At 69.5% G+C, this 22,685-nt stretch carries 20 protein-coding genes; 8 read left to right on the top strand and 12 right to left on the bottom strand.

Annotated elements, in window-relative coordinates:
* Positions 1 to 548: 548 nt before the first annotated feature.
* From ACFU5F_RS16150 to ACFU5F_RS16140, 3 genes are all read left to right on the top strand, one after another.
* Positions 549 to 2,069, top strand: coding sequence for a Mu transposase C-terminal domain-containing protein (locus tag ACFU5F_RS16150; protein ID WP_381203364.1), 1,521 nt, complete (start codon positions 549 to 551; stop codon positions 2,067 to 2,069).
* Complete coding sequence (locus ACFU5F_RS16145; RefSeq protein ID WP_381203316.1) at positions 2,066 to 2,839, top strand: AAA family ATPase; 774 nt, start codon at positions 2,066 to 2,068, stop codon at positions 2,837 to 2,839. Before ACFU5F_RS16150 ends, ACFU5F_RS16145 begins: the two co-directional genes overlap by 4 nt.
* Positions 2,840 to 2,980: 141 nt before the next feature.
* Positions 2,981 to 4,009, top strand: coding sequence for a hypothetical protein (locus ACFU5F_RS16140; protein ID WP_381203318.1), 1,029 nt, complete (start codon positions 2,981 to 2,983; stop codon positions 4,007 to 4,009).
* Positions 4,010 to 4,147: 138 nt separating this feature from the next.
* Here the strand turns inward: ACFU5F_RS16140 and ACFU5F_RS16135 are convergent, their stop codons facing one another.
* The 9 genes from ACFU5F_RS16135 to ACFU5F_RS16095 all read right to left on the bottom strand — a co-directional run bounded on the left by ACFU5F_RS16135 (position 4,148) and on the right by ACFU5F_RS16095 (position 14,658).
* Complete coding sequence (locus tag ACFU5F_RS16135; RefSeq protein ID WP_381203319.1) at positions 4,148 to 5,566, bottom strand: Wadjet anti-phage system protein JetD domain-containing protein; 1,419 nt, start codon at positions 5,564 to 5,566, stop codon at positions 4,148 to 4,150.
* Positions 5,559 to 8,630: a hypothetical protein gene (locus ACFU5F_RS16130; protein ID WP_383887262.1), complete on the bottom strand. Its 3,072-nt coding sequence runs from the start codon at positions 8,628 to 8,630 to the stop codon at positions 5,559 to 5,561. The genes ACFU5F_RS16135 and ACFU5F_RS16130 overlap by 8 nt, the downstream gene beginning before the upstream one ends.
* The gene (locus tag ACFU5F_RS16125; RefSeq protein ID WP_381203321.1) at positions 8,627 to 9,277 is read right to left on the bottom strand and encodes a hypothetical protein; all 651 of its coding nucleotides are present in this window, start codon (positions 9,275 to 9,277) and stop codon (positions 8,627 to 8,629) included. The genes ACFU5F_RS16130 and ACFU5F_RS16125 overlap by 4 nt, the downstream gene beginning before the upstream one ends.
* A gap of 4 nt (positions 9,278 to 9,281) precedes the next feature.
* Positions 9,282 to 9,845 carry a hypothetical protein gene (locus ACFU5F_RS16120; protein WP_381203322.1) on the bottom strand — a complete coding sequence of 188 codons (564 nt, stop codon included), beginning with the start codon at positions 9,843 to 9,845 and terminating at the stop codon, positions 9,282 to 9,284.
* Positions 9,838 to 10,989, bottom strand: a complete 1,152-nt coding sequence (locus ACFU5F_RS16115; protein WP_381203324.1) for a hypothetical protein — start codon at positions 10,987 to 10,989, stop codon at positions 9,838 to 9,840. Before ACFU5F_RS16115 ends, ACFU5F_RS16120 begins: the two co-directional genes overlap by 8 nt.
* Before the next feature lie 373 nt (positions 10,990 to 11,362).
* Complete coding sequence (locus tag ACFU5F_RS16110) at positions 11,363 to 12,886, bottom strand: UvrD-helicase domain-containing protein (protein ID WP_381203325.1); 1,524 nt, start codon at positions 12,884 to 12,886, stop codon at positions 11,363 to 11,365.
* The gene (locus tag ACFU5F_RS16105; RefSeq protein ID WP_381203327.1) at positions 12,883 to 13,365 is read right to left on the bottom strand and encodes a hypothetical protein; all 483 of its coding nucleotides are present in this window, start codon (positions 13,363 to 13,365) and stop codon (positions 12,883 to 12,885) included. The genes ACFU5F_RS16110 and ACFU5F_RS16105 overlap by 4 nt, the downstream gene beginning before the upstream one ends.
* Entirely contained in the window at positions 13,362 to 14,225 is an 864-nt protein-coding gene (locus ACFU5F_RS16100) for a DUF6083 domain-containing protein (protein ID WP_381203329.1), read from the bottom strand. The genes ACFU5F_RS16105 and ACFU5F_RS16100 overlap by 4 nt, the downstream gene beginning before the upstream one ends.
* Before the next feature lie 169 nt (positions 14,226 to 14,394).
* A complete protein-coding gene (locus tag ACFU5F_RS16095; protein WP_381203331.1) occupies positions 14,395 to 14,658 on the bottom strand; it encodes a helix-turn-helix transcriptional regulator in 264 nt (87 codons plus the stop codon).
* Between the two features lie 177 nt (positions 14,659 to 14,835).
* Here ACFU5F_RS16095 and ACFU5F_RS16090 point away from each other — a divergent pair, with 177 nt between their 5' ends.
* Genes ACFU5F_RS16090 through ACFU5F_RS16075 form a run of 4 tightly spaced genes read left to right on the top strand, consistent with a single transcriptional unit; the run spans position 14,836 to position 17,246 of the window.
* Positions 14,836 to 15,888 carry a hypothetical protein gene (locus tag ACFU5F_RS16090; RefSeq protein ID WP_381203333.1) on the top strand — a complete coding sequence of 351 codons (1,053 nt, stop codon included), beginning with the start codon at positions 14,836 to 14,838 and terminating at the stop codon, positions 15,886 to 15,888.
* Between the two features lie 55 nt (positions 15,889 to 15,943).
* The gene (locus ACFU5F_RS16085) at positions 15,944 to 16,318 is read left to right on the top strand and encodes an ATP-binding cassette domain-containing protein (protein ID WP_383887302.1); all 375 of its coding nucleotides are present in this window, start codon (positions 15,944 to 15,946) and stop codon (positions 16,316 to 16,318) included.
* Positions 16,237 to 16,503: a hypothetical protein gene (locus tag ACFU5F_RS16080; RefSeq protein WP_381203335.1), complete on the top strand. Its 267-nt coding sequence runs from the start codon at positions 16,237 to 16,239 to the stop codon at positions 16,501 to 16,503. Before ACFU5F_RS16085 ends, ACFU5F_RS16080 begins: the two co-directional genes overlap by 82 nt.
* The gene (locus ACFU5F_RS16075) at positions 16,500 to 17,246 is read left to right on the top strand and encodes an alpha/beta hydrolase (protein WP_381203368.1); all 747 of its coding nucleotides are present in this window, start codon (positions 16,500 to 16,502) and stop codon (positions 17,244 to 17,246) included. Before ACFU5F_RS16080 ends, ACFU5F_RS16075 begins: the two co-directional genes overlap by 4 nt.
* 1,158 nt (positions 17,247 to 18,404) lie before the next feature.
* Here ACFU5F_RS16075 and ACFU5F_RS16070 read toward each other — a convergent pair.
* From ACFU5F_RS16070 to ACFU5F_RS16060, 3 genes are all read right to left on the bottom strand, one after another.
* Positions 18,405 to 19,064, bottom strand: a complete 660-nt coding sequence (locus ACFU5F_RS16070; RefSeq protein WP_383887258.1) for a hypothetical protein — start codon at positions 19,062 to 19,064, stop codon at positions 18,405 to 18,407.
* Positions 19,065 to 19,102: 38 nt separating this feature from the next.
* A complete protein-coding gene (locus tag ACFU5F_RS16065; protein ID WP_159765116.1) occupies positions 19,103 to 20,299 on the bottom strand; it encodes a helix-turn-helix domain-containing protein in 1,197 nt (398 codons plus the stop codon).
* Positions 20,300 to 21,188: 889 nt separating this feature from the next.
* Positions 21,189 to 21,428 (bottom strand): hypothetical protein, encoded by a 240-nt coding sequence (locus ACFU5F_RS16060; protein WP_159765118.1) that lies wholly within the window; start codon positions 21,426 to 21,428, stop codon positions 21,189 to 21,191.
* A 274-nt stretch (positions 21,429 to 21,702) separates the two neighbouring features.
* Here ACFU5F_RS16060 and ACFU5F_RS16055 point away from each other — a divergent pair, with 274 nt between their 5' ends.
* Positions 21,703 to 22,527 carry a hypothetical protein gene (locus tag ACFU5F_RS16055; RefSeq protein ID WP_159765120.1) on the top strand — a complete coding sequence of 275 codons (825 nt, stop codon included), beginning with the start codon at positions 21,703 to 21,705 and terminating at the stop codon, positions 22,525 to 22,527.
* The last annotated feature ends 158 nt before the right edge of the window (positions 22,528 to 22,685 follow it).

The raw sequence follows: 22,685 nt of genomic DNA, 5'->3' as shown, positions 1-22,685 counted from the left end.
AAGGAGCCGTCCGCCCCAGGGCAGCACCTTGGACACCGGTAGCTCTCCTCCCTTTTCCTGCGCCCGGCCAATCCCGTACACGTCCCCCCGGCGCATGCAGGCGACCCAGGAAGCCCTGCGGCCGGCGCTGACAAGCATTCAGCTCAGCGCCGACCGCGGCCTTCCACCCCAGGCACCGCAACAGGACCGGCCAGCGCCGGGCCGCCCCCCGACGCCCCGGCACAAGCCCGCCCTTTGGAGCAGCCGGGCCTTCGAGAAGCACGCCTCCTCCCAGCGAAGTCGCCGACGCGCACAGGCGGTGCGGGCTGACGGCTCCGCCGTACCCGCCCTCCCCCGGGCATGACGCCGCATCACGGCCCTGACAAACGGCCGTCGGGAATGCCAGTGCCGTCCGCCTTCACCGCCAACACCCGGCACCAGCACCGCACTTCCGATCCTTTCCACAATTCGTACCCATGTAAGGAGCAGACCGCATGAGTGACTCCTCTGCCGGCGCGCAGGGTGCCGGCAAAGCGGTGTTCACCGCCCGCACGGGGCGGCTGGCCGCGCTGCCACGGTTGCTGTCGCTGGACCAGAGAGGCGAGCTGACCAGCGCGCACGTGAAGCTCGTCGCCACAGCCGTGGGCCGCTCGGAGCGGGCGGTGTGGCGATGGGTCGCCAAGGCGCGCGCCACCGGCCACGTCGATACGGCGTCCCGGACACGGTTCAGCGTCACCCCTGAACTGCGGCGGCTGCTGGTGGTGTGGGGAGGCAACGCCTCCGCCGTGCACCGTGAACTCAAGCAGCGGGCCCTGGCCGATCCCCGGCTGCCTGCGGCCCCATCGCTGTCAACGATCCACCGGGCGCTGCGCCGGGATCTGACGCCCGGGGAGCGGGCCGGGCTCGCCAAAGGGGAGGCCGCCCGGCGGGCCTTCGACGTGTTCGGGCAACGCCCGCCCGCGCACCGCAACGCCGCCTGGGAGGGCGACCACAAGTGTGTGCCCGTGCGCGTGCTGCTCGAGGACCAGCTCGTGCAGCCCTGGGTGACCTGGTTCATCGACTGCCACACCAAAGTCATCACGGGAGTGGCCGTGACCCCCCACGCTCCCAGCGCGGATGCAGTGCTGGCGGCCCTGCGGATGGCCCTGGACCGTGCCGAGCCCTTCGGCCCTGCCGGCGGCCTGCCGAGCTTGATCAGGGTGGACCGCGGCAAGGAGTTCCTGTGTGCCACCGTCGCCTCGGCCCTGGGCGCCTTCGCCGTGCCCGTCGTCGACCTCCCGGCCTACAGCCCGCACCTGAAGGGCACCATCGAGGCGCTCAACGGCGCGGTCGAGGACATGCTGTTCGTCTCCATGCCGCGCTACGTGCACCGGCAGACGCTCACCGGCGGGCGCACCGCGGATCCGGACGAGCCCGCGCTCTCCTTCGAGGCGTTCGTGGAACTGCTGCTGAAGTGGGTGCACTGGTGGAACACCGAGCACCAGCCCAGGGCGCTGGGCGGCCGTACCCCGATGCAGGCGTGGTCGTGCGACCCCACTCCCCTGCAAGATGTTCCCGCCGGGCAGCTGGCCCATTTCGGGCTCGAGGACGACGGACGCACCCGCGCCATCACCACGCAGGGCGTGCGGTGGCGCAACCGCCACTACATCGCCCCTTGGATGGTGGGCCAGGCCGGCGTCCGCGTCGCGGTGCGCCACCTGCCCCACCACGACCTGACCATCGAGGTCTTCGGCCTGGACGGCGTACACCTGGGCAGCGCCGTCCTGGCCGAGGCGGCCAGCGAGGAACAGGTCAGCCAGGTCCGCAAGGCCCGCACCGCCAAGGCGCGGCGGCTTCGCGCGGACATGAAGGCCGCCGCACGGCTGCGCCGCGAACGCTTCGAGGCCGTCACCACCGCCACCCCGCCCGAGCGCCTGGGTGCGCTGACCGAGGCGGAGGCCGAGGCAGAACTTGCCGAATCGGACGCCGCGGACCTGCGGCGGGCGGACCCCGGCTACATCCCGCACCAGCCCGTCCCGGACGGCTGGGCCCGCCCGGTCCCCCCGGCTGCGGACGAGCCGGGAAACGACACTTCTGAGGAGAACGCGTGAGCGGCGACATGGACTACGGCAGGCTGCCCGCAGAGGACGAGGACCACTTCCACCGCCTCGATGCGCACCTGGTGGCCACCGACACGCTCATGACGACCCTGGACGACGTCCAGGCGACGATCGACGCCAAGGCCATGATGGTCGCCTACGGAGCAGCCGGATACGGCAAGACGATGTCGGTGAACTCAGCGCTGCGCAAGATCGCCCCCGATAACACCTACCGCCTGGAGCTGCGCTCGGGACCGACCCCCCGCGACATCCGCCACGGACTGTTCAACGCCCTGGGACTGCCCGGAGAACCGCCGACCCGGCCGATCGAATTCGACACCCTCCTGAAGGAGACGCTGTCGCAGACGTTCCGCGTGCTGGTGTGCGACGAGGCCCAGTGGATGGGCCGCAGTTCGTTCGAGTACTGGCGCCACCTGTGGGACGACCGCAACACCGACATCGCAGTGATCTTCGCCGGCGGCGATGGCTGCTACAAGGTCCTCAAGCGGGAACCGATGCTGGCGTCACGGATCTTCATCTGGCAGAAGTTCACGCGCATGCCCGAGGCCGAAGTCGTCGGCACGCTGCCGGCGTTCCACTCCCTGTGGGCCGGGGTGGACCCGCAGATGATCCGCAACATCGACCGGGCCGCGGCCCACGGCAACTTCCGCAACTGGGCCACCATCACCAAACACATGCTCAACGGCATGAAGAAGAAGGGCCTGACCGAGGTCAAGCAGGATCTCGTCAACTGGGTGTACAGCAAGCTGGGCGGCATGTAGCAGCCGCCGCATGCGCGGCGGCCCCGGCGAGCCCGGGCCGCCGCCGACAACCTCGCGCTCCGCACAGACAGACCGGCCCTTGCGTCTCTCCGCATCCGGGACCGGTCTGTGCGGTGCGCGGCCGGAAGGGAGGCGGTGGCCATGGTCTACGGCGACGTGACGATCGTGGTGGACGAACAGGACGACCTGTTCTACACCCGGGCGGCGCTGCAGGCCCACCGGCCCGGGGAAGGCCGCATCACCGTGCAGCCGACGCCGGCCAGTGGAAGCCCGGCCGCGCTGGCGCACGACATGCTGTATGCGCTGGGCAAGCGGCTGGCCCCCGGGCCCAACTCCCCCGATGTGTGGCTGGATTCGGTCAACGCGGCCTGGCTCGCCACAGCTGCTTGGGGTGTCGCGATGGGGGTGCGGCACGTTGTGGTCCCCCGGGCCCACCTGCTGACCCTCCGGCGGATCGACCAACTGCTCGCCTGGCGCGAGTCGACGGGCGCCCAGCTGACCCTGCTGTGGCACAAGCCTCCGCACGGCCTGCCACCGGCACTGGCCCGCGTGGAGCGCCGCATCAGCGGCCGGGACCAGTTCGAGGCCCTCCTCGCCGAGCCGGGACCGATACCCACGCGCCCGTCCTTTCCTCCCGCTACGCCGGCGATGACGGGAGCGGCGGAGGTGGAGATGGGGCACTCCCCCACCCGGCAGCCGCCGGATGCCCTACCGCAGTCGATGAAGCCGCGACGACAGGCTCACCCCTGCACCGGCGCGATGGCGACAGCGCAGCTGTCCCAACCCGCCCCTGCCCTCAAGCTCGCGTCCGAAGACACCACCGCTCTGGCCACTCTCGCGCACCCGCTCATCGCAGGAGCGCTCAGCGTGCTGGCCTTCACCCGGGTCGGCCTGGGCAGCCTGCGCTTCACCCGCGACCTCGACATCACCGGCGCCGTCTCCACCATCAAGCTCCACGGGGTCGGCCATCGAAGCTGCCCGCTGTACGCGGTCCCTGCCTGGGCACGCCCGCTGCTGGCCGGCGCCCGCGCCCACCACCGCCTGACGGGCCAGCCCGGGGACAGCGTGTTCGCCCCCGTGCTAGTCGCCCAGGCACGCCATCTGCGTGCACACGCCGGGCGTCTGCCCCGACTCGACTTGGCCCGGCCCGCCGACATGCTTGTCCCGTGAGCTGGGGTGCCGACCGTCCGCACTGCGCGCCACACGGCACAGCTGAGGTTGCCGTTCGCGGCAGCCACCGCCCACGGTGGGAGGGCAAGGAGCGGTGGAAGCAGTCCCAACCGCCCCGCTCTGTCGTGTGCCGCAAGGTCAGCAGTTGTCGGGCACCGGCACGGCTTTCAGCAGGCCCGGGAGTGCGGGCAGGACATCGTCGTAGAGGGTCTCCTGCTCGCAGCCGTGCCCGCCGGTTCGGGCGATCTCGTCGGCCAGATCGCGCAGGGCCTCGATGCCCTGGTGCGCAAGCCGGGCGGCGAGCTTGCGGTTCTCCTCCAGTTTCGCGGGCTCCTGGTGGTATTTGGTGCCGGCACGGTAGAGGTCGACGGTCATAGCGACGGGGGCGACGGGCCGCCCGATGCGGTCGGCGAGGTTCCCGATGATGCGGATGCCGTGGGCGTCGAGGTCGCCCCATGCCGCAACGGGCAGGCCGTCGAGGCCGCGGAGGAACTCGGCCAGCCCGTCGGTTGCGTAGCCCTTGCCCCAGATACACAGCCAGGTATCGGCGATCTCCGGGATCTTGCAGACTTGTTCGAAGGTGTCCTCGTTCTCGATCAGGAAGATGCCCTGGGCGTCACAGGAGATCATGCCGAGGGCGCGGACACCGCGGGCGGGAAGGGCGAGCCAGGGGTTGCAGGCTGCCGCATCGGCGATGACGGTTCCGACGCGCCACTGCAGGGGGCCGCGGATGCGTAGTTCGGTGTCGGCCTTGTCGACGGCCTGGTCGAAGGGGATGCCGATCAGGTTGGAGAAGGCCTGCTGCCTGGCTGGGGTCCAGGCGCTCTTGGTGTTGCGCAGGCTGCGTCCGGCGAGTTCCTTAGCGGTGATCTTGCGGGGGGTGTCCTGGGCGGGCCACCAGATGCCAGCGGCCCGGATGGCGACCTCGTACACGCGCCAGTCCTCGGCTCGTGTGGCGGTGTCTTCGGGGATCTTCAGGAGGCGCCCGGGTGGTGTCTTGGCCAGCAGCGCGTATTCATGGGCGAGTTGAGGGACGCCGGACATGACGTCGAGGAGCTCGCGGTGCAGGTCTTCGGGGTGCTGTCGGCCTTGGAGTTCGGCGAGTTTGTCCTCGGCGAGTTCGGCCCACGACTGGGTCAGGGTCCATGACCGCGGGCTGTAGGCGGTGCCGTTGACGACGTCGCAGCGCAGGATGACGGCGCCGCAGCGGATGAGGTCGACAACGGTCTGCCAGGCGTTGTCGCCGAGGTCGGCTTGGATGGTGGGCCAGCGCTTGGTGGTTTTGGTCCGCAGGACCTTCATCAGTTGTCGGGTGGTCAGGGCGGGCGGCGGCTCATAGGGGCTGACGGGGTGGTCGGCGACGAGGTCGACCTGCCGGGGGCTGACCCGCCGTCGCTGGTCCCTGGGGACGCTCACGTGGATGGTGTCGTTGGCGTCCTTGGTGATGCGCGGCAGGGTGACGGCGGTGATGCCCGGCGGCAGGTTACGCAAGGGGACGGTCTCGCGGCCGTGCGCCTCGCCGATGAGGAGTGGAGGCCTGGGGGTGGGATCAGACATGGGCGCGTCCTGCGGTGATCCAGTCTTCGGTGAGTTGGGTACGGTCACCGTTGCTGTCGAAGGCCCAGATGTTGGTGGGCTGGTTGATGATGTCGGCCGCTGATGCGTGGACGAACCACAGCAGTTCCCCGCAGACATCGGCGGCGTCGGCGAGGACGCTGTCCTGGCAGGTGCCGAGGATGGTCAGGTGTTGGTCACGGGCGACGTCACGCAGGGCGGCGAGCATGTCCTTGCGGTTGACCTCCCCGAGGCTGTTGCCGAGTTCGTCCAGGATCAGGACTCTGCCCTGGGTCTGGGAGTCGGCCAGGAGTGCCGCGAGGACCAGCAGGATGGCATGCACCTTGACCTGGGCGCTGTTGGCGTTCTCTCGGTAGGAGACATATCCGCCGCTGCGGGAGCGTTTCCACCGCGGGATGACTTGCCACTGCCAGTCACCCGCGCCCTGGGGGCGGACGCTGATGTGCTCGAGCTTGGCTCCGTGGCCGTCGCCACGCAGGTCGAGGTCGTTGAAGGCGGCACTGATCTGGGCGAAGAGGCCGTCAAGGTGCTTTTCGATCATGTCCTGGAGGGTTTCCAGGTTGCGGACGCAGGTGGCGACCCCGGTGGTGAGTTCTGCGATCGCCTGTTCCCGGGCGTGCTGGTCGCGGGTAATGCGCATTGCGGCCACTTCGTCCTGGTCGCGGTGGCCGGCGAGGCGGTTGTCCAGCGGTGCTGCCACGTCCGTGAAGGTGAGGGTGGGCAGGACCGTAGGGTCGGTGTCGGAGAAGGCCCGCATCGTCTCCTCTCCGGCGCGGAGGTCTTCGCCGACGTCTGCGCCTGGGGTGCCGTCCAGCCCGTAGTACTCGTAGGCCTTGCGTAGTTCGTCCTGCGCCTGTCGGTGCAGGGTCGCCGGCCGGGGTGAACGAGCCTGGTCCGATGCCGGGTCCAAGAGGCGGACGGCGTCTTCGAGGGTGCCGTCCCACTGCAGCTGCCACTGGGCTGCTGCGACTTGGCTGCGCTGGCGTTCAAGAGCCGCCAGGGTGCGGTGCCGTTCCTTGAGCGCCTTGCTGACCGCTTCAAGTTTGAGCTTTGCATTGGCGAGGAGCTGCTCGTGGGAGGCGTGCCGGGCCACGGCTTCCTTCCAGGTCTGCTGGAGCTTCTGTTCGTCGTGCGCGGCCTTGTTGACGCGGCCGGTCAGTTCGTCGATCTGGGTCTGAAGGTCGTTCTCTCGGGTGCGGAGGCGTGTGAGTTCTTCAGCGGCCTCGGCGGCCGCGTGCTGGGTCGTGGCCAGGGTGAGGGCAGCGGCGGCAACGGTCACGGCCTCGGCGGCCTCAGCGATGCCCTGCTCGGCGGCTATGAGATCGTCGCGGGCTTGTCGGAGCCGGGCTTCGCGCCCGGCCAGCGGGGTCGTGAAGCCACCCGTCACGGTCAGCGCCAGCGCCTGGTCATGGACGGCAGCACCGTCGGCCGAGGGGATCAGACGTTCTTGAAGGGTGCCGAGGAAGCGTGCCACGTTCAGGGTGCTGTGCATGCCCTCGGGCAGGCGTTCTTGCCCTTCGTCGGACGAGATGATCTGCGCGCCGGGCAGAGCGGCATGCAGAAGGCGGCGGGCCTTTTCTTCATGCTCGGGTTCGACGACGATCGCGTCCTGCCAGGGCGCCAGACGCGGTTCCCACGCGGGGCGGGCGGCCTCGTCCACGTTGAGCTGGTCGAGCAGGCCGTGCGCGGGGATGCGGTGTTCGCTCAGCAGATCGATGGCGTGGCCGGCCTTCCCGCTGCGGCCCCGTTCGACGTTGTGCAGGTGGGTGCGGGCTCGGGTGGCGATGTCTTCGGCGTCCAGGCGTTGCAGCTCAGCCTTGGCGTGATCGCGTTGTCGTCGTTCCAGGCGGGCGGCCGCGGTGGCGCAGTCGCTGCCGTCCCAGCCTTGTGCCTGGGGCAGGAGCGTGGTCCGCTGACTGTGCAGCAGCGCCTGCTGGGTGGTCAACTCCGTCATCCTGCTGGACAGTTCGCGTGCATGTTCTTGGGCGTCGGACCACGTCTGGCGGGCTTCGCTCTCCTGGGTGGCGAGGTCCGCGGCGGAACCGAACGAGGTCACATGGTCCTCGGCGTCCTGCACCAAGTCTGCGACTGTCGCGGCCGCCTGCCTCTCCTCCTCCATGGCCGCGGCGATGCGCTGGTCGCTGTCGTGGGCGTCGCGGAAGGAGGCCGCGAGGTAGCGGCGCCATGCCTCGTGACCGCGCTGGAGGGCGAGGCGGGCGGCCTCGCGGGCGTGCACGCCGCTCATCACGTGGTCTTCTGCGAGCAGCGCCTGGGCGTGCTCCGTCTGGGCCTTGTCGAGGTTGATCTGGTGTTCCAGGGCCTGGCCGCGCAGGTCCTCTTCCTCCTCCAGCAGGTGTGTCATGCCCGACAGGGCGATCAGGGACCGGCCGATGTCGTGGGGCTCCATCTCGGTCAGCTGCTGGCTGAGCAGCGAGGGAACGGGTGGGCGCAGGGCGGTGTCGAGGTAGGTGAGGCAGCGCGGGGCGGTGCCGTAGAGTTTCTCGGCCATGGCCCGGGCGGAAAGGATCTGGCGTGTGCCCAGCTCGCGCCACAGGGCGTCGGCCTGGATGCTGCGCTCGTGATCGGTGGGGGCGTCGGCGAGGTGCAGGCCCTCGGTCCAATTGGCTTGCAGGTAGGGGGCGGTGGTGGCGATGCGGACCCACACGGTCAGCGAGCTGGTGGCGGGGTCCGTGGGGTGAGCGAAGACGCCGACGATGTAGCCGTGGGTGACCGGAGAGGCATGGTGAGCTTGGTCGACGCCGGCTGCGTCGGGACGGAACAGGATGCCGCTGGCGTGTCGGCCCCCGTTGGCCTCCAGGCGCCACTGCGGGTCGGCCAGCAGCAGGGAGACGGCGATGAGGAAGCTGGTCTTGCCGGAGCCGTTCGAGTCGTCCTTGGGACCGAGGCCGGAGACGGCGATGAAGGTCTCCGGGAGGATCGGAACGGCGTGTGCCGTAAGGCGGGCGATGTCGAAGGTCTGGACACCGACGAGTTGGCGGTCGCCGACAATGCCCCGGGACGGATCGGACGCGGGCGGAGTGGTCATGGTGTGTCGGGCACCTCGTGGTCGGGAGCGGCAGCCGGGGGCATGGCGCGGAGGGCGCGGCGGCGACGGATCGATTCGGCGAGGGGACCGTCGGGGTCGGCGAGCAGGATCAGCTGTTCGAACAGCGCGGCGCCCACGGCCGGCGTCAGGCGCAGGAACTGGTTGCCCAGGACGTAGCCGGCTTTGGTCCGGCGGACCAGATCGGCGTCGGTCAGGCGCTGCAACGCGCCGGTGAGGGCCACGTCGGACACCTGGCAGTCCTTGAGCTGATCCCTGGGCACGGGGGTGCCCTGGGTCCAGAACTGCTCGGGCAGGGTGATGCCGGACGCTCGTGGAATGGCGACGCTGAACAGCAGGATCAGAGTGAGGACGGCGCGGTCGTCACGCGGCAGAATCCCGATCCCTTCGTGCGCCAGACGTTGTCTGATCTCGTCGGTGTAGCCGGTGAGGTAGCCGCCGCCGACCGCGAGCAGCGTGCGTCCGGATGCAGCCAGGACCTGTTCCACCACGACCCGCAGCGGAGTCTCCGCGAGGGCGCGGTAGTGGGCCGGCCGGACAGGGAGCATGGCGGTCTCCACGGCGCAGACCGCCGCTCGGACGTCTGCTCGCCGGTTGTGGGACAGGGCTTGCAGGGCCGGTACGTCCACCGGTTCACTCCTTCCTCGGGGCGGGCAGGACGTCGTATCCGTCGCGGAGTTCGGCCACATCGCGCTCGGACCACAGCGCGACCATGGGTCCGAGGCGGATCATGCCGTCGCCGGCGTCCGCCGAGAGGTGGCCGCAGGCGCGCAGGAACCGCAGGGCCGTCAGGAAGTGTGCGCTCTGGCCCAGTGCGGCCACGCCTTCCCGGGGAGTGAGGGCGTCCTGGAGGGGAGCCAGGGAGGCGATGACGTCCTCCTGCGCGGCGGGCTGTCCCGGGTACAGCGGCTGGCTGGGGTCGGGCCAGCAGTGGCGGATGCAGCAGGCCAGTGTGACCAGGCGGACGGCCGAGGCGGTGCGGTGGGCGTCGCTGTCGCCCAGGGCGCCGCTGGCCGGTTCCACGTCGGGGGCCCAGCCGGCCATCAGCTCCTGAATACCGTCGGGTGTGACGGCCTCCACCAGACGGCGCTCCACATCGTCGACAACGCGGCGCAGCCGGCTGAGTTCGGCGCGGTCCGCGGGGATGGGAACCGTGCGCAGGGCCCGGGCGCGTGCCAGCAGGTAGGGGTCACTCATGGGGGCTCTGCGGTGCGGCTTCGGTGTCGTCGTCCATGCCTTGGGGGCTGTCGGGGATGCGGTACGCGGTCACCGGTGAGGCGTAGGTGACCGGGCCTGCACCATCCACGATGACCTCGCGGGAGATGTCGAGCATGAACGGGATGGCCGGGTCCGCTGCGGCGCGCAGCAGCTCGACCAGATGCTTGACCGCTGCTTGCCAGGGCAGGGCCCGCAGGGCGGTGGTGACGTCGGCTTCGTCCTTGCCGGCCATGAGCAGGGTCACGGTGGCCTCCCGTCGCTGGCGGGCGAGCGCGGCCTTGGCGCGTGCGGCCTCGACCGGGTCCGGGCCGGGCGGCCGCGACGGGGGGCGGGGCAGGCGCTGCCGTGGTGGTGGGGGCTGGTGGTCGGCTGCGGCGGTGAGGATCTGGCCTGTGGTGATCTGGACGTGCGGCGGATCGAAGACGGTCGTGGCGAACACCTGGGCAAGCGCGTCGGCGGAGGACCGCCGGGCCGCGGTCACGTACTGCTCGGGAAGGAGCATGGTGAAGTCGCGGCGGGTGGTGGCTTGTTGCATGAGCCGGTCGTGGAACTCGTTGACGGCTGCCGTGTATCGCAGGGCTTCCTGGATCAGGCGGGTACCGGCAGGACGCAGCGCGGGGTACTGCTCGGCGACGGCGTGGACCAGGTGTTTTGCCTCCTCGAGCGAGGTGGTGTGGGCATGGTGGTGGCGCTGGCCAAGCAGTTCTTCGATGGGCCTGGCCCGCACGAGCCGCAGCAGGTGGTTGGTGTAGTTCGCCAAGCTGCGCCGGGCCTGCGCAATCTTGGCGGCTAGCTGCTCCTCGGTCAGGGAGCCGTTCAGGAGGCCTTCGCGGGTCCGGTCCAGCAGCATGGTGATCTCCTGGACCCCTCCGGCCTCCCCGAGCCGCTCATAGACCAACAAGGCCGCGCCGCTGGTCGGGTTGAACACATACCGCTGGTCGTGGGCCTTGCCGCGCAGCGACTCCAGCAGACCAAGCTTGATGAAGATCCTGAATCTCGCATCGAACTCGCCGGCGGAGGCCACCGCAACACACGCTTGGGCTATCTCCCCGCGGCTCAGGCCGTGTTCGGAGCCGAAGTCGCCGAACACGTCCCGGACGGCCTCGGCGATGCGCAGTGCCACCGGATCGCGTGTCACTGCGCTCGGTGCAGCAGCGACCGGTGCCACGAATGCCGGTATGTGCTCTAGACCCTCCGGGTCGTCCTCCTGCTGCACGGAGAACAAGTCAGGCTGATCCGGCAAGTCCCCCTCCACCCCCGCATCACGTGCGTCCCTGGACCAGCATGACCGTTACCGGCCTCAAAGGGCCTGCAAACCACAAAACTTGTCATTGTCCATCCCCAGCCCCACCCGCAGCAGTGAGCGCATGTCAGGTGCATCGGGATAGCCGAGGTGCCGATCGTCCGTGATGCTGGAGCGGGGCCTCGCGTCGAGCCTGGCCGTCCCGGAAGGGGGGGCGGGCCGGCTGGCAGGACGATCTGGCGAGCACCTGGCTTCATGTCCTGGCAGCGGCGGTTGGCTGTGGCAGCGCCGGTGGACGGGCGCGGTCGTCGCCGACCGGCTGGCCGTCGGGATGGTCGTGGATCCAGGACAGTCCGCCCAGGTCGAGGCGTTGACGGGTGCGGGTGACCGCTACATAGGCCAGGCGGGCTTCGGCGTCGTCGATGGGATCGGGTGTCGGCGGGGAGCCTGTCTGGTCGTCGGGCGGGTTGTCCTTGGGACGGGCGAAGTCGTCCGCGATGAGCACGCGGGACCATTCACGTCCTTTCGCCTTGTGGGCGGTGGAGACGGTGACCTGGGCGTGCGGCTCGGGGGCAAGGTGGGCGACGGCCGTGAGGATGGGATCAGTGCCGTGGGTGTCGACGAGGTTGACCAGGGGCTGCAGGTCGCGACCGGCCGGGTCGTGGGCGGCGTAGTCCTGCAGGTCGCCCCAGGAGGGAAAGAGGATGAGTTCGGGGTGGTGGGTGCGGCGGCCCTCCTTCAGGTCGCGGGCGGCGAGGGCCAGGGCCTGCAGGCTGTCTCCTCCCCCGGCCAGGGCAACCCGGTAGCCGGCCGCCATGAGGGTCATGACCTGGGCCATGGCGCCGACGTTGGTGCGGCACAGCACGGCGTCCGGCTGGGTGACGGGGCCGAGTTCGGTGGGCACGGCGGGGGTGCCGGTGAGGCGGATGGTGGCGTCGGCGAGGTGCAGCCAGCGGTTGGCCTCGGCGGCGAGGGCGGGGCCGAAGCGGAAGGACTGGGACAGGGTCAGGTGGGTGCCGTCGAAGCCGGTCATGACGTCTTTGGCGCCGCGCCACTGGTAGATGGCCTGGGCGGAGTCGCCAACCATGACCAGCTGGGCGTGCTCGCGCTGGGTGAGGAAGATCTGTTCGACGACGGGATTGGTGTCCTGGGCCTCGTCCAGCAGCAGGAAATCGGCCTGGATGCGGGGCCGGGCAAGAGCCCAGATCTTGAGGTAGTGGTCGTGGTCGAAGCGAACGGCGCCGTCGTCCGGGTGCTGCAGGTCGGCCCAGGCTTTGCGGGCGAACGGCACGATGTGGGCGGCGAGTTGGGCGTGCAGGTCGGAGTCGTCCAGACCGCGCAGGCGGGGGACGTGGTGGCGGGTGATGGCCTCGTCGGCGGTGTGGCAGAAGCGGGCGACGGTGCGCAGGGCGGCGTTGGACAGGGCGCGTTGGGAGATCTCGCGGTCGCCGATGCGGACGGCTTTGGTCAGGCCGAGGGCTTGTCCGGTCTGCCAGGCCGGGCGGCGGGGCGCGTTCAGGCGACGGGTGTAGCGGTGGCCGACGGCGGCGTAGGCGAGGGCGTGGGCGGTCTTGCACTGCACGGTGTTGGGGAAGCGGGCGGCTGCGTCCTGGGCGATGGCCCGGTTGTAGGCGAGGTAGCGGCCGCGTCGGGTCGTGGCGCGGGCGAGGAAGGCGAGGGTGGTGGTCTTGCCGGTGCCCGCGCCGGCCTGCAGGGCTAGGTGGTGGCCGGCGTGGAAGGCGTCGGCGGCTGCCGTCTGTTCGTCGGTGGGTTTCACGGGGTGGGCCTCTCGGGGAGCCGGGTGAGCGCATGCCCGACGGCGGACAGCAGGTAGCCGGGGCTGGTGTGGGCGAGGAGTTGGCGTACCGCGCGGTCGAGGCGGTCGGTTTCCTGGTCGGCGTGTTCGGCCAGGGCCCGGTGCAGGGCCAGTTCCAGGAAGCGTTCGGGTGTCTGGGCGGCGCGCCGGGCTTGGGCGGTGAGCGCGGCGTGTACGGCGGATGGGAAGGCGACGTTGAGCAGGACGTGGTGGGAGGCGTCCGGGTAGTGCGTGGTGATCACGTCGATGGGCAGCCGGTCCCCGAGTCGGTGGCGCAGCCGGCGGAGGGCCCGGCGGGGGGTCTTGGCGGGCAAGAGGGCCATGAGGCGGGTGGCGTCGTGGTTGGCGGCGAGCGGGAGCAGGCGGGCGGCGTGGTGCAGGGCTGCCGGGGAGAGAGGGCGGGCGAGGGTGATTTCCAGGGCGTGGTGCGGCATGGTCATTCCTGCCGGCGCCGGCCGGCCGCGGGGTGCGGCAGGCGCGTGTGGACGTGGATTGCGTGCCGGGACGGGTCGAAGATCTGCCAGGTGGTCAGAGTGAGGTCGGCGGCGGCGGTGAGGGCGGCATGGTTGGGGCAGCGTTGGGTGCGCCAGCGGCGCTGTTCGGCGTGGGGCAGGAAACCGAGGTCGTAGACGGCCATCAGGCTGTCGGGGAGAGGTGGTTGGCGGTGGCGGCGTGGGCCGGTGGGCAGCAGCCGCCAGGTTCCAGCCGGGCTGTCGGGGTGCAGGACGGGCTGGGGGCACCGCTGCCGGTGGCGGGTCTGGGCCACGCAGCGGATGTGCTCGAGGGGACCACTGGAGAGGTAGCGGTCCAGCAGCATGCTCACGACCGGACGGGCGGGGTGGCCGGTGATGGCTGGCGGCGTGTCGGGGGCGGGCGGGAGGGGGGTGAGGTGGCCGGTGTCGATCAGGCGGCGGGTGCGGACCGCGAGTTGGCGGCGCAGCTCGTTCATGTACGGGCTGGTCTGGCAGTGGGGGGTGAGGGCCGGGCAGAGGGCGGCGTGCGGGATGCGGCACCAGTCACTGCCGTCGTCGTGAGGCTGGGCGATGCCGCTGCTGAGGTGCCAGCGGCAGGTCGCCGGGACGCTGTGGGTGGTGAGTTCGGTGGGGTGGAGGGCGATGGGCCGCTGGTCAGGGCGCGGGTAGATGTCGATGCGGTGGCCGCAGCTGCGGCAGATGCCGCTGTGGCCGTGGCGCAGCAGACGGCTCGTGCTGTGTGCGGCCACGTGGAGGCAGCGGCGTGGATGCGTGGTGCGCGTGCTGCCGTCCCAGTGGCGGCCGGTGGGGGTGTAGTTGGGGCACATGGCAGGGACCGTGCCAGGCGGCATTCACCGGCGGAGCACATGTCGGCTGTGGTGTCCCCCGGACAGCCCCGCCCGCTCGAACAAATGAACTGACGAGCCGTCACACGTTCTAGCGTGATTCACCGTTCGGGTGATTTCGCGGCGCCGTTCTCAGCGAGGGAACGCGGGGTCAGGCGTGCGGTGTGCCGGGCGGGGTGTGGTCGTCGCAGAGGACTCCGAGGAGTTCCCCGATCGGGACGTCGAGGGCGTGCGCGAGGGCGTGCCAGGTGGTGATGTTGCCGGCGCCGCGGCCGTGTTCGAGGTCGATGACGGTGCGCCGGGCCAGGCCGCTGCGATCAGCGAGTTCGTCGAAGGTCCAGCCGCGGTCGTTCCTCAGACGCGCCAGCGTTACACGCAGGGCGGTGAGGTCGGGATCGGGCTGGAAGATCGACACCCGACTATCCGACGGTTCCGCCACCCGCCCTGTCAGTGCGAATTTCTGCACTTTCGGTTTCTGCGAGAGAGTGCCGCTGACGGTTTGGGAATCTGCACGTCCGTGCGTCCGCCCGGGTGCCTTTTCCCGGCACGCACCGGCCACGGCGGCATTGAACGACAGGAGGGCAACCCGCCGATGAGGCTTGCCGGTGGGCACGTCGCGGTGCGGCGTATCTGGACGGTGCAACTGCGTTCCCGGGCAGGCACGCCACGCCTTGTCTGCACGCGCTGCACCCCACACGCGGCGCCCCTAGGGAGCGTCTCCGCGCGCTCCGCCGCCCTGGCACATCTGGCCTGTCACGCCAGCGCCGATGTGCTGCCCGGGCATCTGCGGATCTGCCAGTGCCGGGAACGCGGGTGCTCGTGGCATCCGCGTCACCGCGGCTGCGCCGGCCCCGTTCTGCTCGCTCTCACCCGCGACCGCAGCGGCCGCACCTGGCGGCTGGCCGACGCCTGCGCCGCCTGCGCGGCCGCGACCAGCCACACCGCCATCGTGCCGGACACGGTCCTCGGCCCCCGCCGGCCACGACCGTCCAGCTGCCCGCCGGCCCCCACGCCGGTAAAGCCCCGCTCGGCATCCGAGGAGCCGCTGCGGGTACGGGAGATGCTCACCTACCTGGCCACCGTACTGCCCAGGTTCACCTCCCCCGGCGCCCGGCTGCTCGCCCTGCAATGCGCCCTGCGCGCCGACACCCACGGGCACCTGCGGGTACCGCACGGCCTCCTGCGGGCCATGCGGCTGCGCGGACACACAGAACTGTGGCAGGAGTTGGCCCAGGCCCACTGGCTCCATCTGCCCGACCTCAAATCAGCGCCGGTGCAGGTGCAGCTGCGTGATGTCACGCTCCTGGACCGCGCTCCCGGCCGCCGTACTCGCTGCCACACTGCCCACTGGGCCTTGCACCCCGCACCATTGGCTTTGCCGGCCACCGCACCGCCGGCCGTGCGACTGACCGCGCTCGTGCTGGCCGCTCATACCTCCGCCCATGACGGCCGCGGAGTCGACCTGGACGTCCTTGCCCGCCTGTGCGGCCACTCCCCCCAGCAGACAGGAGAACTGCTCGACCGGCTGGTGGCCGGCCGCACCCTGTCGGCCTGGCACCATCAGCGGGACACCGACGAAGTGCACTGGCAGCCGGCATCGCATCACCAGCGCCTCCTCGGCTCCGCCAAGAGCTCTGCGCACTGACCTCGATCTTTCTTGACGGTCCGCCGACGGAGTCGGTGGACCGTTTCGCTCCTCGCTGAAGACGACCGAGATCGTCAAGGCCGGGATCGCTCTCTGCCCTGAGAACCGGCGCCTGTTCCCGAACATGACGATCGAGGACAACCTCGTCCTGGGCGGCTACGGCAACTCGCACAAGGTCATCGCTGAACGCCTCGAACAGGCCTACGAGAAGTTCGCCTGGATCGGGAAGCGACGCGGGGAGCTGGCGGGCAAGCTCAGCGGCGGCGAGCAGCAGGCCGTCGCGATCGCGAGGTCGCTCATGGCAAGCCCAAGCTGCTGCTGGACGAGCCCTCCAGCGGCCTGTCCCCGGTGGCGGTCGACGAGATCGGTTCCGTGCTGGCCACCGTCCCGGACAGCGGTACTGCGGTCATGCTCGTCGAGCAGAACGTGAAGCTCGTGGAGACCCTCTGCGACCAGGCCTGGATCCTCAGCCGCGGCACGGTCCACGGTCACGGCCCCGTGCCGGGGTCAGCGTCGCCGACGCCTACCTGGGCGCGTCCGACATCGATGAGCAAGTACACGACGGCGGACAGCCTTCGCGTCCGGATGAGAGGAAGTAGCAACGATGCTGCCTGACGCAGACCCATTCTCGGCCCCGGGAGGATCCGACGGCGCCCTCGTGGTCCACGGGTTCACCCCAGTCCATGAAGCCCCTGGCCAAGGCGTTCGCCGCAGCGGGCTTCGCCGTGGAGCTGCCACTGCTGCCCGGTCACGGGACGCACGTCAGTGACATGAACGCCACCAGCTGGCAGGACTGGTCCGAGGTCATCGACAAGGCGTATGTGGACCTCGCCTCGCGCTGCGACCGTGTCGTGGTCGCGGGCCTGTCGATGGGCGGTGCCCTGACCGCCTGGCTCGCCTCCCGGCACCCGGAGATCCTGGGGATCATCGTGGTCAACCCCCTCATCGACCCCACCGCGCCGCTGTGGGCCGCGCTGACGGCCGCCGGGGAGGCCGCGGACGGCGAGTACCTGCCTGAGGTCGGGTCCGACATCGCCCTGCCCGGTGTGGTGGAGTCGGCCTACGACGCCGTCCCGATCGCGCCGCTGAGGTCCCTCAACGAGGCGCTGGCGGGCCTGGTCCAGGCACTGCCGCAGATCACCTCGCCGGCCCTGGTCTTCGTCAGCCCCCAAGACCACGTCGTCGACCCAGCCTCCTCCCAGCTGCTCGTGGCCCGGAGCAGCGGAGAGGCGACGCTGGTGGAACTGCCGAACTCATACCACGTCGCCACCCTCGACTACGAGAGTGATCTCATCAACGAACGGTCCGCGGCCTGGGCCACCGAGCTGTGCCGGCAGAACCGCCAGACCGCTGGATAACGGCTGATCGGCACGCGGGGCGCGTGCTTCCCGCCGCCTCAGGAAAGCTTCAGCCGTGCAGTGGGCGAGGCGGGCGCGGACGAGTTGCCGGCATCGGCGCTTACGCCCGTACTCCTCTGTGGTTCTCGCCTGGAAGTCTGCATCTTCCGCCGCGATGGCTCTGACGGCGCAGGTCTCGGCCCAGTTCAGCAGCCGCGTGAGTGCGTGCCGTACCTGGGCGTCGCGGTGCCGGGCTGTGCCAGACAGGTCGCAAATGAACCAGCGCGGGCGGCTGCTGGGGTTACCGTGAGCGACACGGCGCCAGGCGGCGAGATTGAGGAGCAATAGGCGAAAGCCCTCGACGCCCCGCCCGCGGTCAACGCCGCAGGTCACAGCGCCTTGCCGGTGCTGTCCAGGGCGCCAGGAGCACTGGGCGCGGCGCCCGCAAGGGGCGCAGCCGTGCATTGGGGCGCCCGGGCGCAGACGGCCACAGCATCCAAAGCTGGCAGACGATCCCTGTTTGCGTGCGGGTCTTGAAATCCTGCCCCACACGCAGTGGCCGGACCGAAAGAGCGAGCCGGCCGCGTCGGGAGTTGCTTCAGCCGGGTTGGGATTGCAGGAAGAGGGCCCGTCCGCCAGCCGCAATCTGGTGCTGCTCGGCCCCGTTAATAGGGTGCTCCCGGTTTCGGCGGATGCAAGTGCAGACGACTGTCCATTCGCCGGTGGAACGAACTACTCGGACGGACGGCGTTCACTTTGAGAGACGAGCATGGAGCAGCTTCGCCTTACTGCCTGCGTCCCAGCCCGCTGACGATTCTCCTCACACAGCGCACCGGAGCAGGACCACGGTCAGGACGCCCTCGTACACATACAGACTGTGTGCACTCCCCTATCCCTCTGGGGTTGGTTCTCTTTTTTACATCGGTGCATCTGTCCGGCCAGTATGTCATCGCCCTACCAGTGCCACAGTCACAGCGAAAGGATACGGGCACCTGCGACGGGCATCGCGTGATTCCACGGATGCGTGCGATTTTCGGAGTACTTCGAGAGGGCGCATGGGCCACCCTACACGCCGCACTATCTTCAGATCCTCTTATCAGCCGGTGTACACATTGATGGGAAGAGAGGATGTTTTTGGCGTGCCAGCTTCACGGCGGCCCGACTGTCCCGAGGCGGATCCTATTCATTTTCCTTACGGGAACGCCATTTCCTGAACCGGGACGAAAGACCGGTTGTCGCATAGGGGGGAAGTCCTTCGCCGAACCCCTGGAGCTTTTCGTAGGCCTTTTTGAGCTGACCCTCGGTGGGGAACATACCGAACTCGACGGCCATCTCGAGGACGTCTTCCATCGTGATCACCTGGAGGTCGCGGCCTGCCGCGATGGCCTGGCCGGCGCCGTCATCGATGGCTACCAGGACCTCGTGACCGAGGTCCTGGTAGTGCACACCGTGCGCCACGACGACGGCTTCCCCCAGATCCCTGCGCTCGCGCAGGGCGTCTTCGAACTGACGCCCGCGTACGTCTTCGAAGACCTCGACCACACGGGGTGGGGCGGACTCGGCCTGGAGTGCGGGAAGGACCCGCACGTGCCGGCTGGCGGCCAGGCGGGTCCACCGGAGCCTGATCCCGGGGTATTTCCGGTCCTTGCCGACAACCTCGTCGCAGACCTCCTGCGGTACGAGAAGTACCAGGTCGGCCTTGCGGAGAACCTCTACGAGCAGGGCGTGGAGATTGGCGCCGACAAAGTGCACGCAGATGACCGCATCCAGGATGCAGACCGGTTCACGCTGCTCCGGCGAAGCCTCTTCGCCAGCTTCTTCCACCTGCTGCTCGGGCAATCCCCCACCCCTTCGAAGCCCCCGTCAGGACCACTCTACTAGTCCTTCGCCAGCCCGCGGGCTACCAGCCGCGAGAGATCGGCTCGGCGGGGGGCCGGAGGATTGGGGACTATACCCGCATCTTTCAGCCGGGCTTCCACTTCTTCCGGCTTGCTGTCCTCCAGCATGGCCAGGGCACGGACTCCGATGTGGTTCTGCCGGTACGCTTCGACGGCTCTTTCGAGGATGCGCCGCGGAGCCCGAACCGCCTTGGCGGATTCCTGCTCCTGCTGATATGCGGGGCCCCAGCCGTATTGCTGTGCCAATTGGGCACCGGTGGGCCCTTGCAGTCTGTTTTTCTGCTCCTTCGTGATGAGTGACATTGATTCGAGCTGGATGAGGATCACCATGAAACTGACTCGGAAATGGCGTGCGAGGAGAGCGGCTGTGCGCTCATCCATCACGCCTTTTTCTGGCAGTCCTTCCGCGGAAAGCCACGCCGTAATGCCTTCTTCAGGAGCCAGCAGATTGCGGGCAAAAGCGTCGCAGCGTTTCTCGCCCGGGGTTCTTTTGCCATCGAGTTGATGCGCTTCGGTGCCGTCGTTCCACAGCAGATGACCGAGTTCGTGCGCAAAGCTGAAACGCTGCCGTTCTGGGACATCGCAGGCCCGGACGGCGATGAGTGTAATGTCACGCTCCGGATCCGTGGCGGTGAATCCCTCTGTGGTTTTCGGGAGCCTCAGGACTGCCGTGTCCACGCCGGTGAGCTGTTCGATCAGCTCATCGACGTCGGCGATGGGAGCGCAGCCAAGGTGGAGCAGTTCCCGCACCCGTTGGGCCAGCACCCGGCCCTGCTCCTCGCGGGGCAAGTCTTCATCCGGCACGGACAAGGAGCCATCGGTCTTCCGGTGCCGCACCGCAACGGGGCCCAGCTTGTCCAGCCGGGCGTCCAGTTCCAGCACCTCCAGGGTGCGCCGCAGAGCTTCCTCCCGCTCTGCGGCCACCACCTCATTGATACGGGCCGCGATCCGTACCCTGCCGCGCACCGGATTCCCGCTGGTCAGCAGCCGCACTGGAATGTCCAGCGCAACGGCGAGCCGATCCAGCTCGGCGAGCGTCACAGTGGCGCGAGCGCCGTTTTCGATACGGGTCAAGGTCGATTGGGAGAGCTGAGCGCGAGAGGCGAGCTGGCGCTGATTGAGCCCAGCACGCTCACGTTCGCAGCGGATCCGCTCCCCCACAAGCACGAGATCCACGTAGCACCTCCTTCAGAATCAATTCTACCGGCCTGATTCACGCTGGCCAATGGCATGTGTATCACCTGGGACTGACAAGCCTGGAACTACGGCAGACTCAACGCCCCAGCTGTCCCCTTCTGGGCGTATGGGTTTTGCCATGGCCGCTGGTGCGTTCTGGGGCGAAGCAGGCGTGCCCAGCGCGCGGGCCCGTCTTTGCCGAGCGGCTCCGCAAGGCAGCCGGTTGCCCGTGTGCCCGGCTGGGGCGTGCCTGTGCAGGGGTGTCCCCCACCGTCCCTGCGTCGCGGCATCTGACACGGGCGGCGACGGAGCGGTTAAGGCGCAGCCGGGTGCGCCTTCCTTCGGTGCGGCCCGCGAAAGGGAGGCGCCGGCGCGCGGCCAAAGCGGGCAGGTCGGCGAGATCGCGCTTGGGTGGCCGTAGGGGCCCCGGGCTGGCGCTGTGAGCTGCCTCCGTCTCCTTTCGTGATCGGCTGCTGGCCCTGTGATGTCGGTGGGGCCGCTCGTCCTGGTGGCCACTGCGGCCGCGCGGCTGAAGCACCTGGCCGGTTGCCGCGGCCGCCTGTGCCAAGCGTCCCGGCGCGTGCTGCAAGGGCACGCGGTTGCCCGGACAGGAGCGGGCAAGATCACCTCGGCGCTTCACCGAGAAAGGCCGGCGGTGGTCCCGGCCGCTGGGTCAGGCGCGCGTTCGAGGGCTGGGGGTGGCGGCGGCGCGCTTGACCTGGCTGTCCGTGGCTGTTGAGGCTTCGTGCGCCTACGGCTGCCGTCGGATGCAGGGCCCTCAATTGCTGCCTCGGCTGGGCTCGTTTGCTTCGGGCGCCGTGGCTCTCCGAGCGGGTGCGGGCCGCGCCGCTGAACAGAACGCCTGGCCGCCGCTGCCTCACGGCTCGCCTCAACATGCAGGAAGATCCGTCTCCTGACGCCCGGCCTGGTACGAGCAGGGTGGCGACGGTACCTGCTGCCCGGCGCCTCCTGGTTCCTGCCCCTGGAGCAGGAGCAGGAGCAGTGTCACGACGACGGCCCCCACGGTGATGGGTGTCGCCAGTTCTTTCCACTTGTGGGCCGCGTAGGCGGTCAGCAGACCGATCAGGAGCAAGACAATGAGGTCCAGGTCGCCGTGCCACATAACCATCCCTGTGCCCTTTCGGCTCGGGCCTGATCGCCCCGCCCGGGCGGGCGGGCGATAGAGGCTTCGTTCGATGGGCTCCTGGTCGGGAGTGCCAAAAGCCCTGCCCTCACAGGTTTGTAGTGATCACCGCCGGATCCTGGCCGACAGAATCGGGGGTGTTCCCACCGCGTGCTGCGGGCTGTCGGTCACCCGGGCTTGCGATAGTGGTCATGTGGTGTGGGGAGATCTGACCGAGCGAGGCCTGGTCCTGGGAGACTTGTACGGGTGGCCGGGGTGGGTGATCGAGGTTGATATCGACTGGCGGACGTGGAGCGCCACCCGGGTCCGGGACGTCCCGCCGCAGCGCACGCGGCGCAATTCCCGGCGGCCATGTGATGACCCTGAGTTGGTAGAGCGGATCAAGAAAGCGGCGGAGGCAGCACGTGAGGCACCCCGCAGCGGGATCTGGCTTGTCTCCCTCGGTCTTCCCTCGCCCCACGGGAAGAAGAAGGACGGGGTGCGGTTGCGTGCCCAGACCATCGCGGCACTGTACGAGTGCGCGCTCAACTTCGGGCTGTCTCCCCGGCGGGCCATCTCCGAGGTCTACGGGCTTCGTGTGTCCGAGGCGCCCGGTGAGCGCGCGCAGTACTCCCGAACATTGGAACGGTGGATCGAACAGGCCCGCAAAACGATCAACCCGGAGACGGACAGACCCTACCTGCCGGCCTATGACCCCGAGATGCACGCGCCGCGGTTGTGGCCGATCGGCCGGGGGCACCCGCTCGAGCCCCGCCGCGCCCAGCCGGCGCTGCCGGAGCCAGTGAGGCAGGGCCCATACGCCGGGCGCACCCTGGCCTTGCGGGTGACCCGAACGCCGCCGCCGACGGTGGAAGCGCACGAGGCTCAGGAGCGCGGGCGGCGGCTGATCGGGCTGGATTTGATCATCGAGGGGCGATGGTCCCACGGTGAAGACCTGCCCTCTCTTCCGCTCCTGCGGGCTGTCAACCCTGCTCAGACCCCCCGCCGGGTACAGGCCCTGGTACAGGAGCTGGAAGCACGCTTCCCCGGGGCCAAGGTCACAGCGACCGTCAGCGCGCAGGCGATGGGCAACCCAGTGACGTGAACTGGCCCTGTTCGGCCGATGCCCCGCTGCCAGGCACGACGCGTCCGCGTCGTGCTGCACCGCGAAGAGACAGAGAAGGTCTTGTCTGCCCGCACCGACCTTGCCCCGTCTGCGGATTCAAGAGGAGGTTTCTGCCGGACATTGCGACAGGAAGTGGC

The organism is Streptomyces sp. NPDC057438 (genome assembly GCF_042802995.1).
Lineage (GTDB): Bacteria > Actinomycetota > Actinomycetes > Streptomycetales > Streptomycetaceae > Streptomyces.
Note: the sequence above shows the minus strand (reverse complement) of the source record. Positions and strands in the feature narration are given on the sequence as shown.

What these genes read in the sequence shown, in the direction of transcription:
- ACFU5F_RS16090 (WP_381203333.1), top strand. Translation starts at nt 14,836, where the DNA reads ATGAGGCTTGCCGGTGGGCACGTCGCGGTGCGGCGTATCTGGACGGTG.
- ACFU5F_RS16100 (WP_381203329.1), bottom strand. Translation starts at nt 14,225, where the DNA reads ATGTGCCCCAACTACACCCCCACCGGCCGCCACTGGGACGGCAGCACG.
- ACFU5F_RS16130 (WP_383887262.1), bottom strand. Translation starts at nt 8,630, where the DNA reads ATGACCACTCCGCCCGCGTCCGATCCGTCCCGGGGCATTGTCGGCGAC.
- ACFU5F_RS16140 (WP_381203318.1), top strand. Translation starts at nt 2,981, where the DNA reads ATGGTCTACGGCGACGTGACGATCGTGGTGGACGAACAGGACGACCTG.
- ACFU5F_RS16120 (WP_381203322.1), bottom strand. Translation starts at nt 9,845, where the DNA reads ATGAGTGACCCCTACCTGCTGGCACGCGCCCGGGCCCTGCGCACGGTT.
- ACFU5F_RS16105 (WP_381203327.1), bottom strand. Translation starts at nt 13,365, where the DNA reads ATGACCATGCCGCACCACGCCCTGGAAATCACCCTCGCCCGCCCTCTC.
- ACFU5F_RS16135 (WP_381203319.1), bottom strand. Translation starts at nt 5,566, where the DNA reads ATGTCTGATCCCACCCCCAGGCCTCCACTCCTCATCGGCGAGGCGCAC.
- ACFU5F_RS16060 (WP_159765118.1), bottom strand. Translation starts at nt 21,428, where the DNA reads ATGGTTATGTGGCACGGCGACCTGGACCTCATTGTCTTGCTCCTGATC.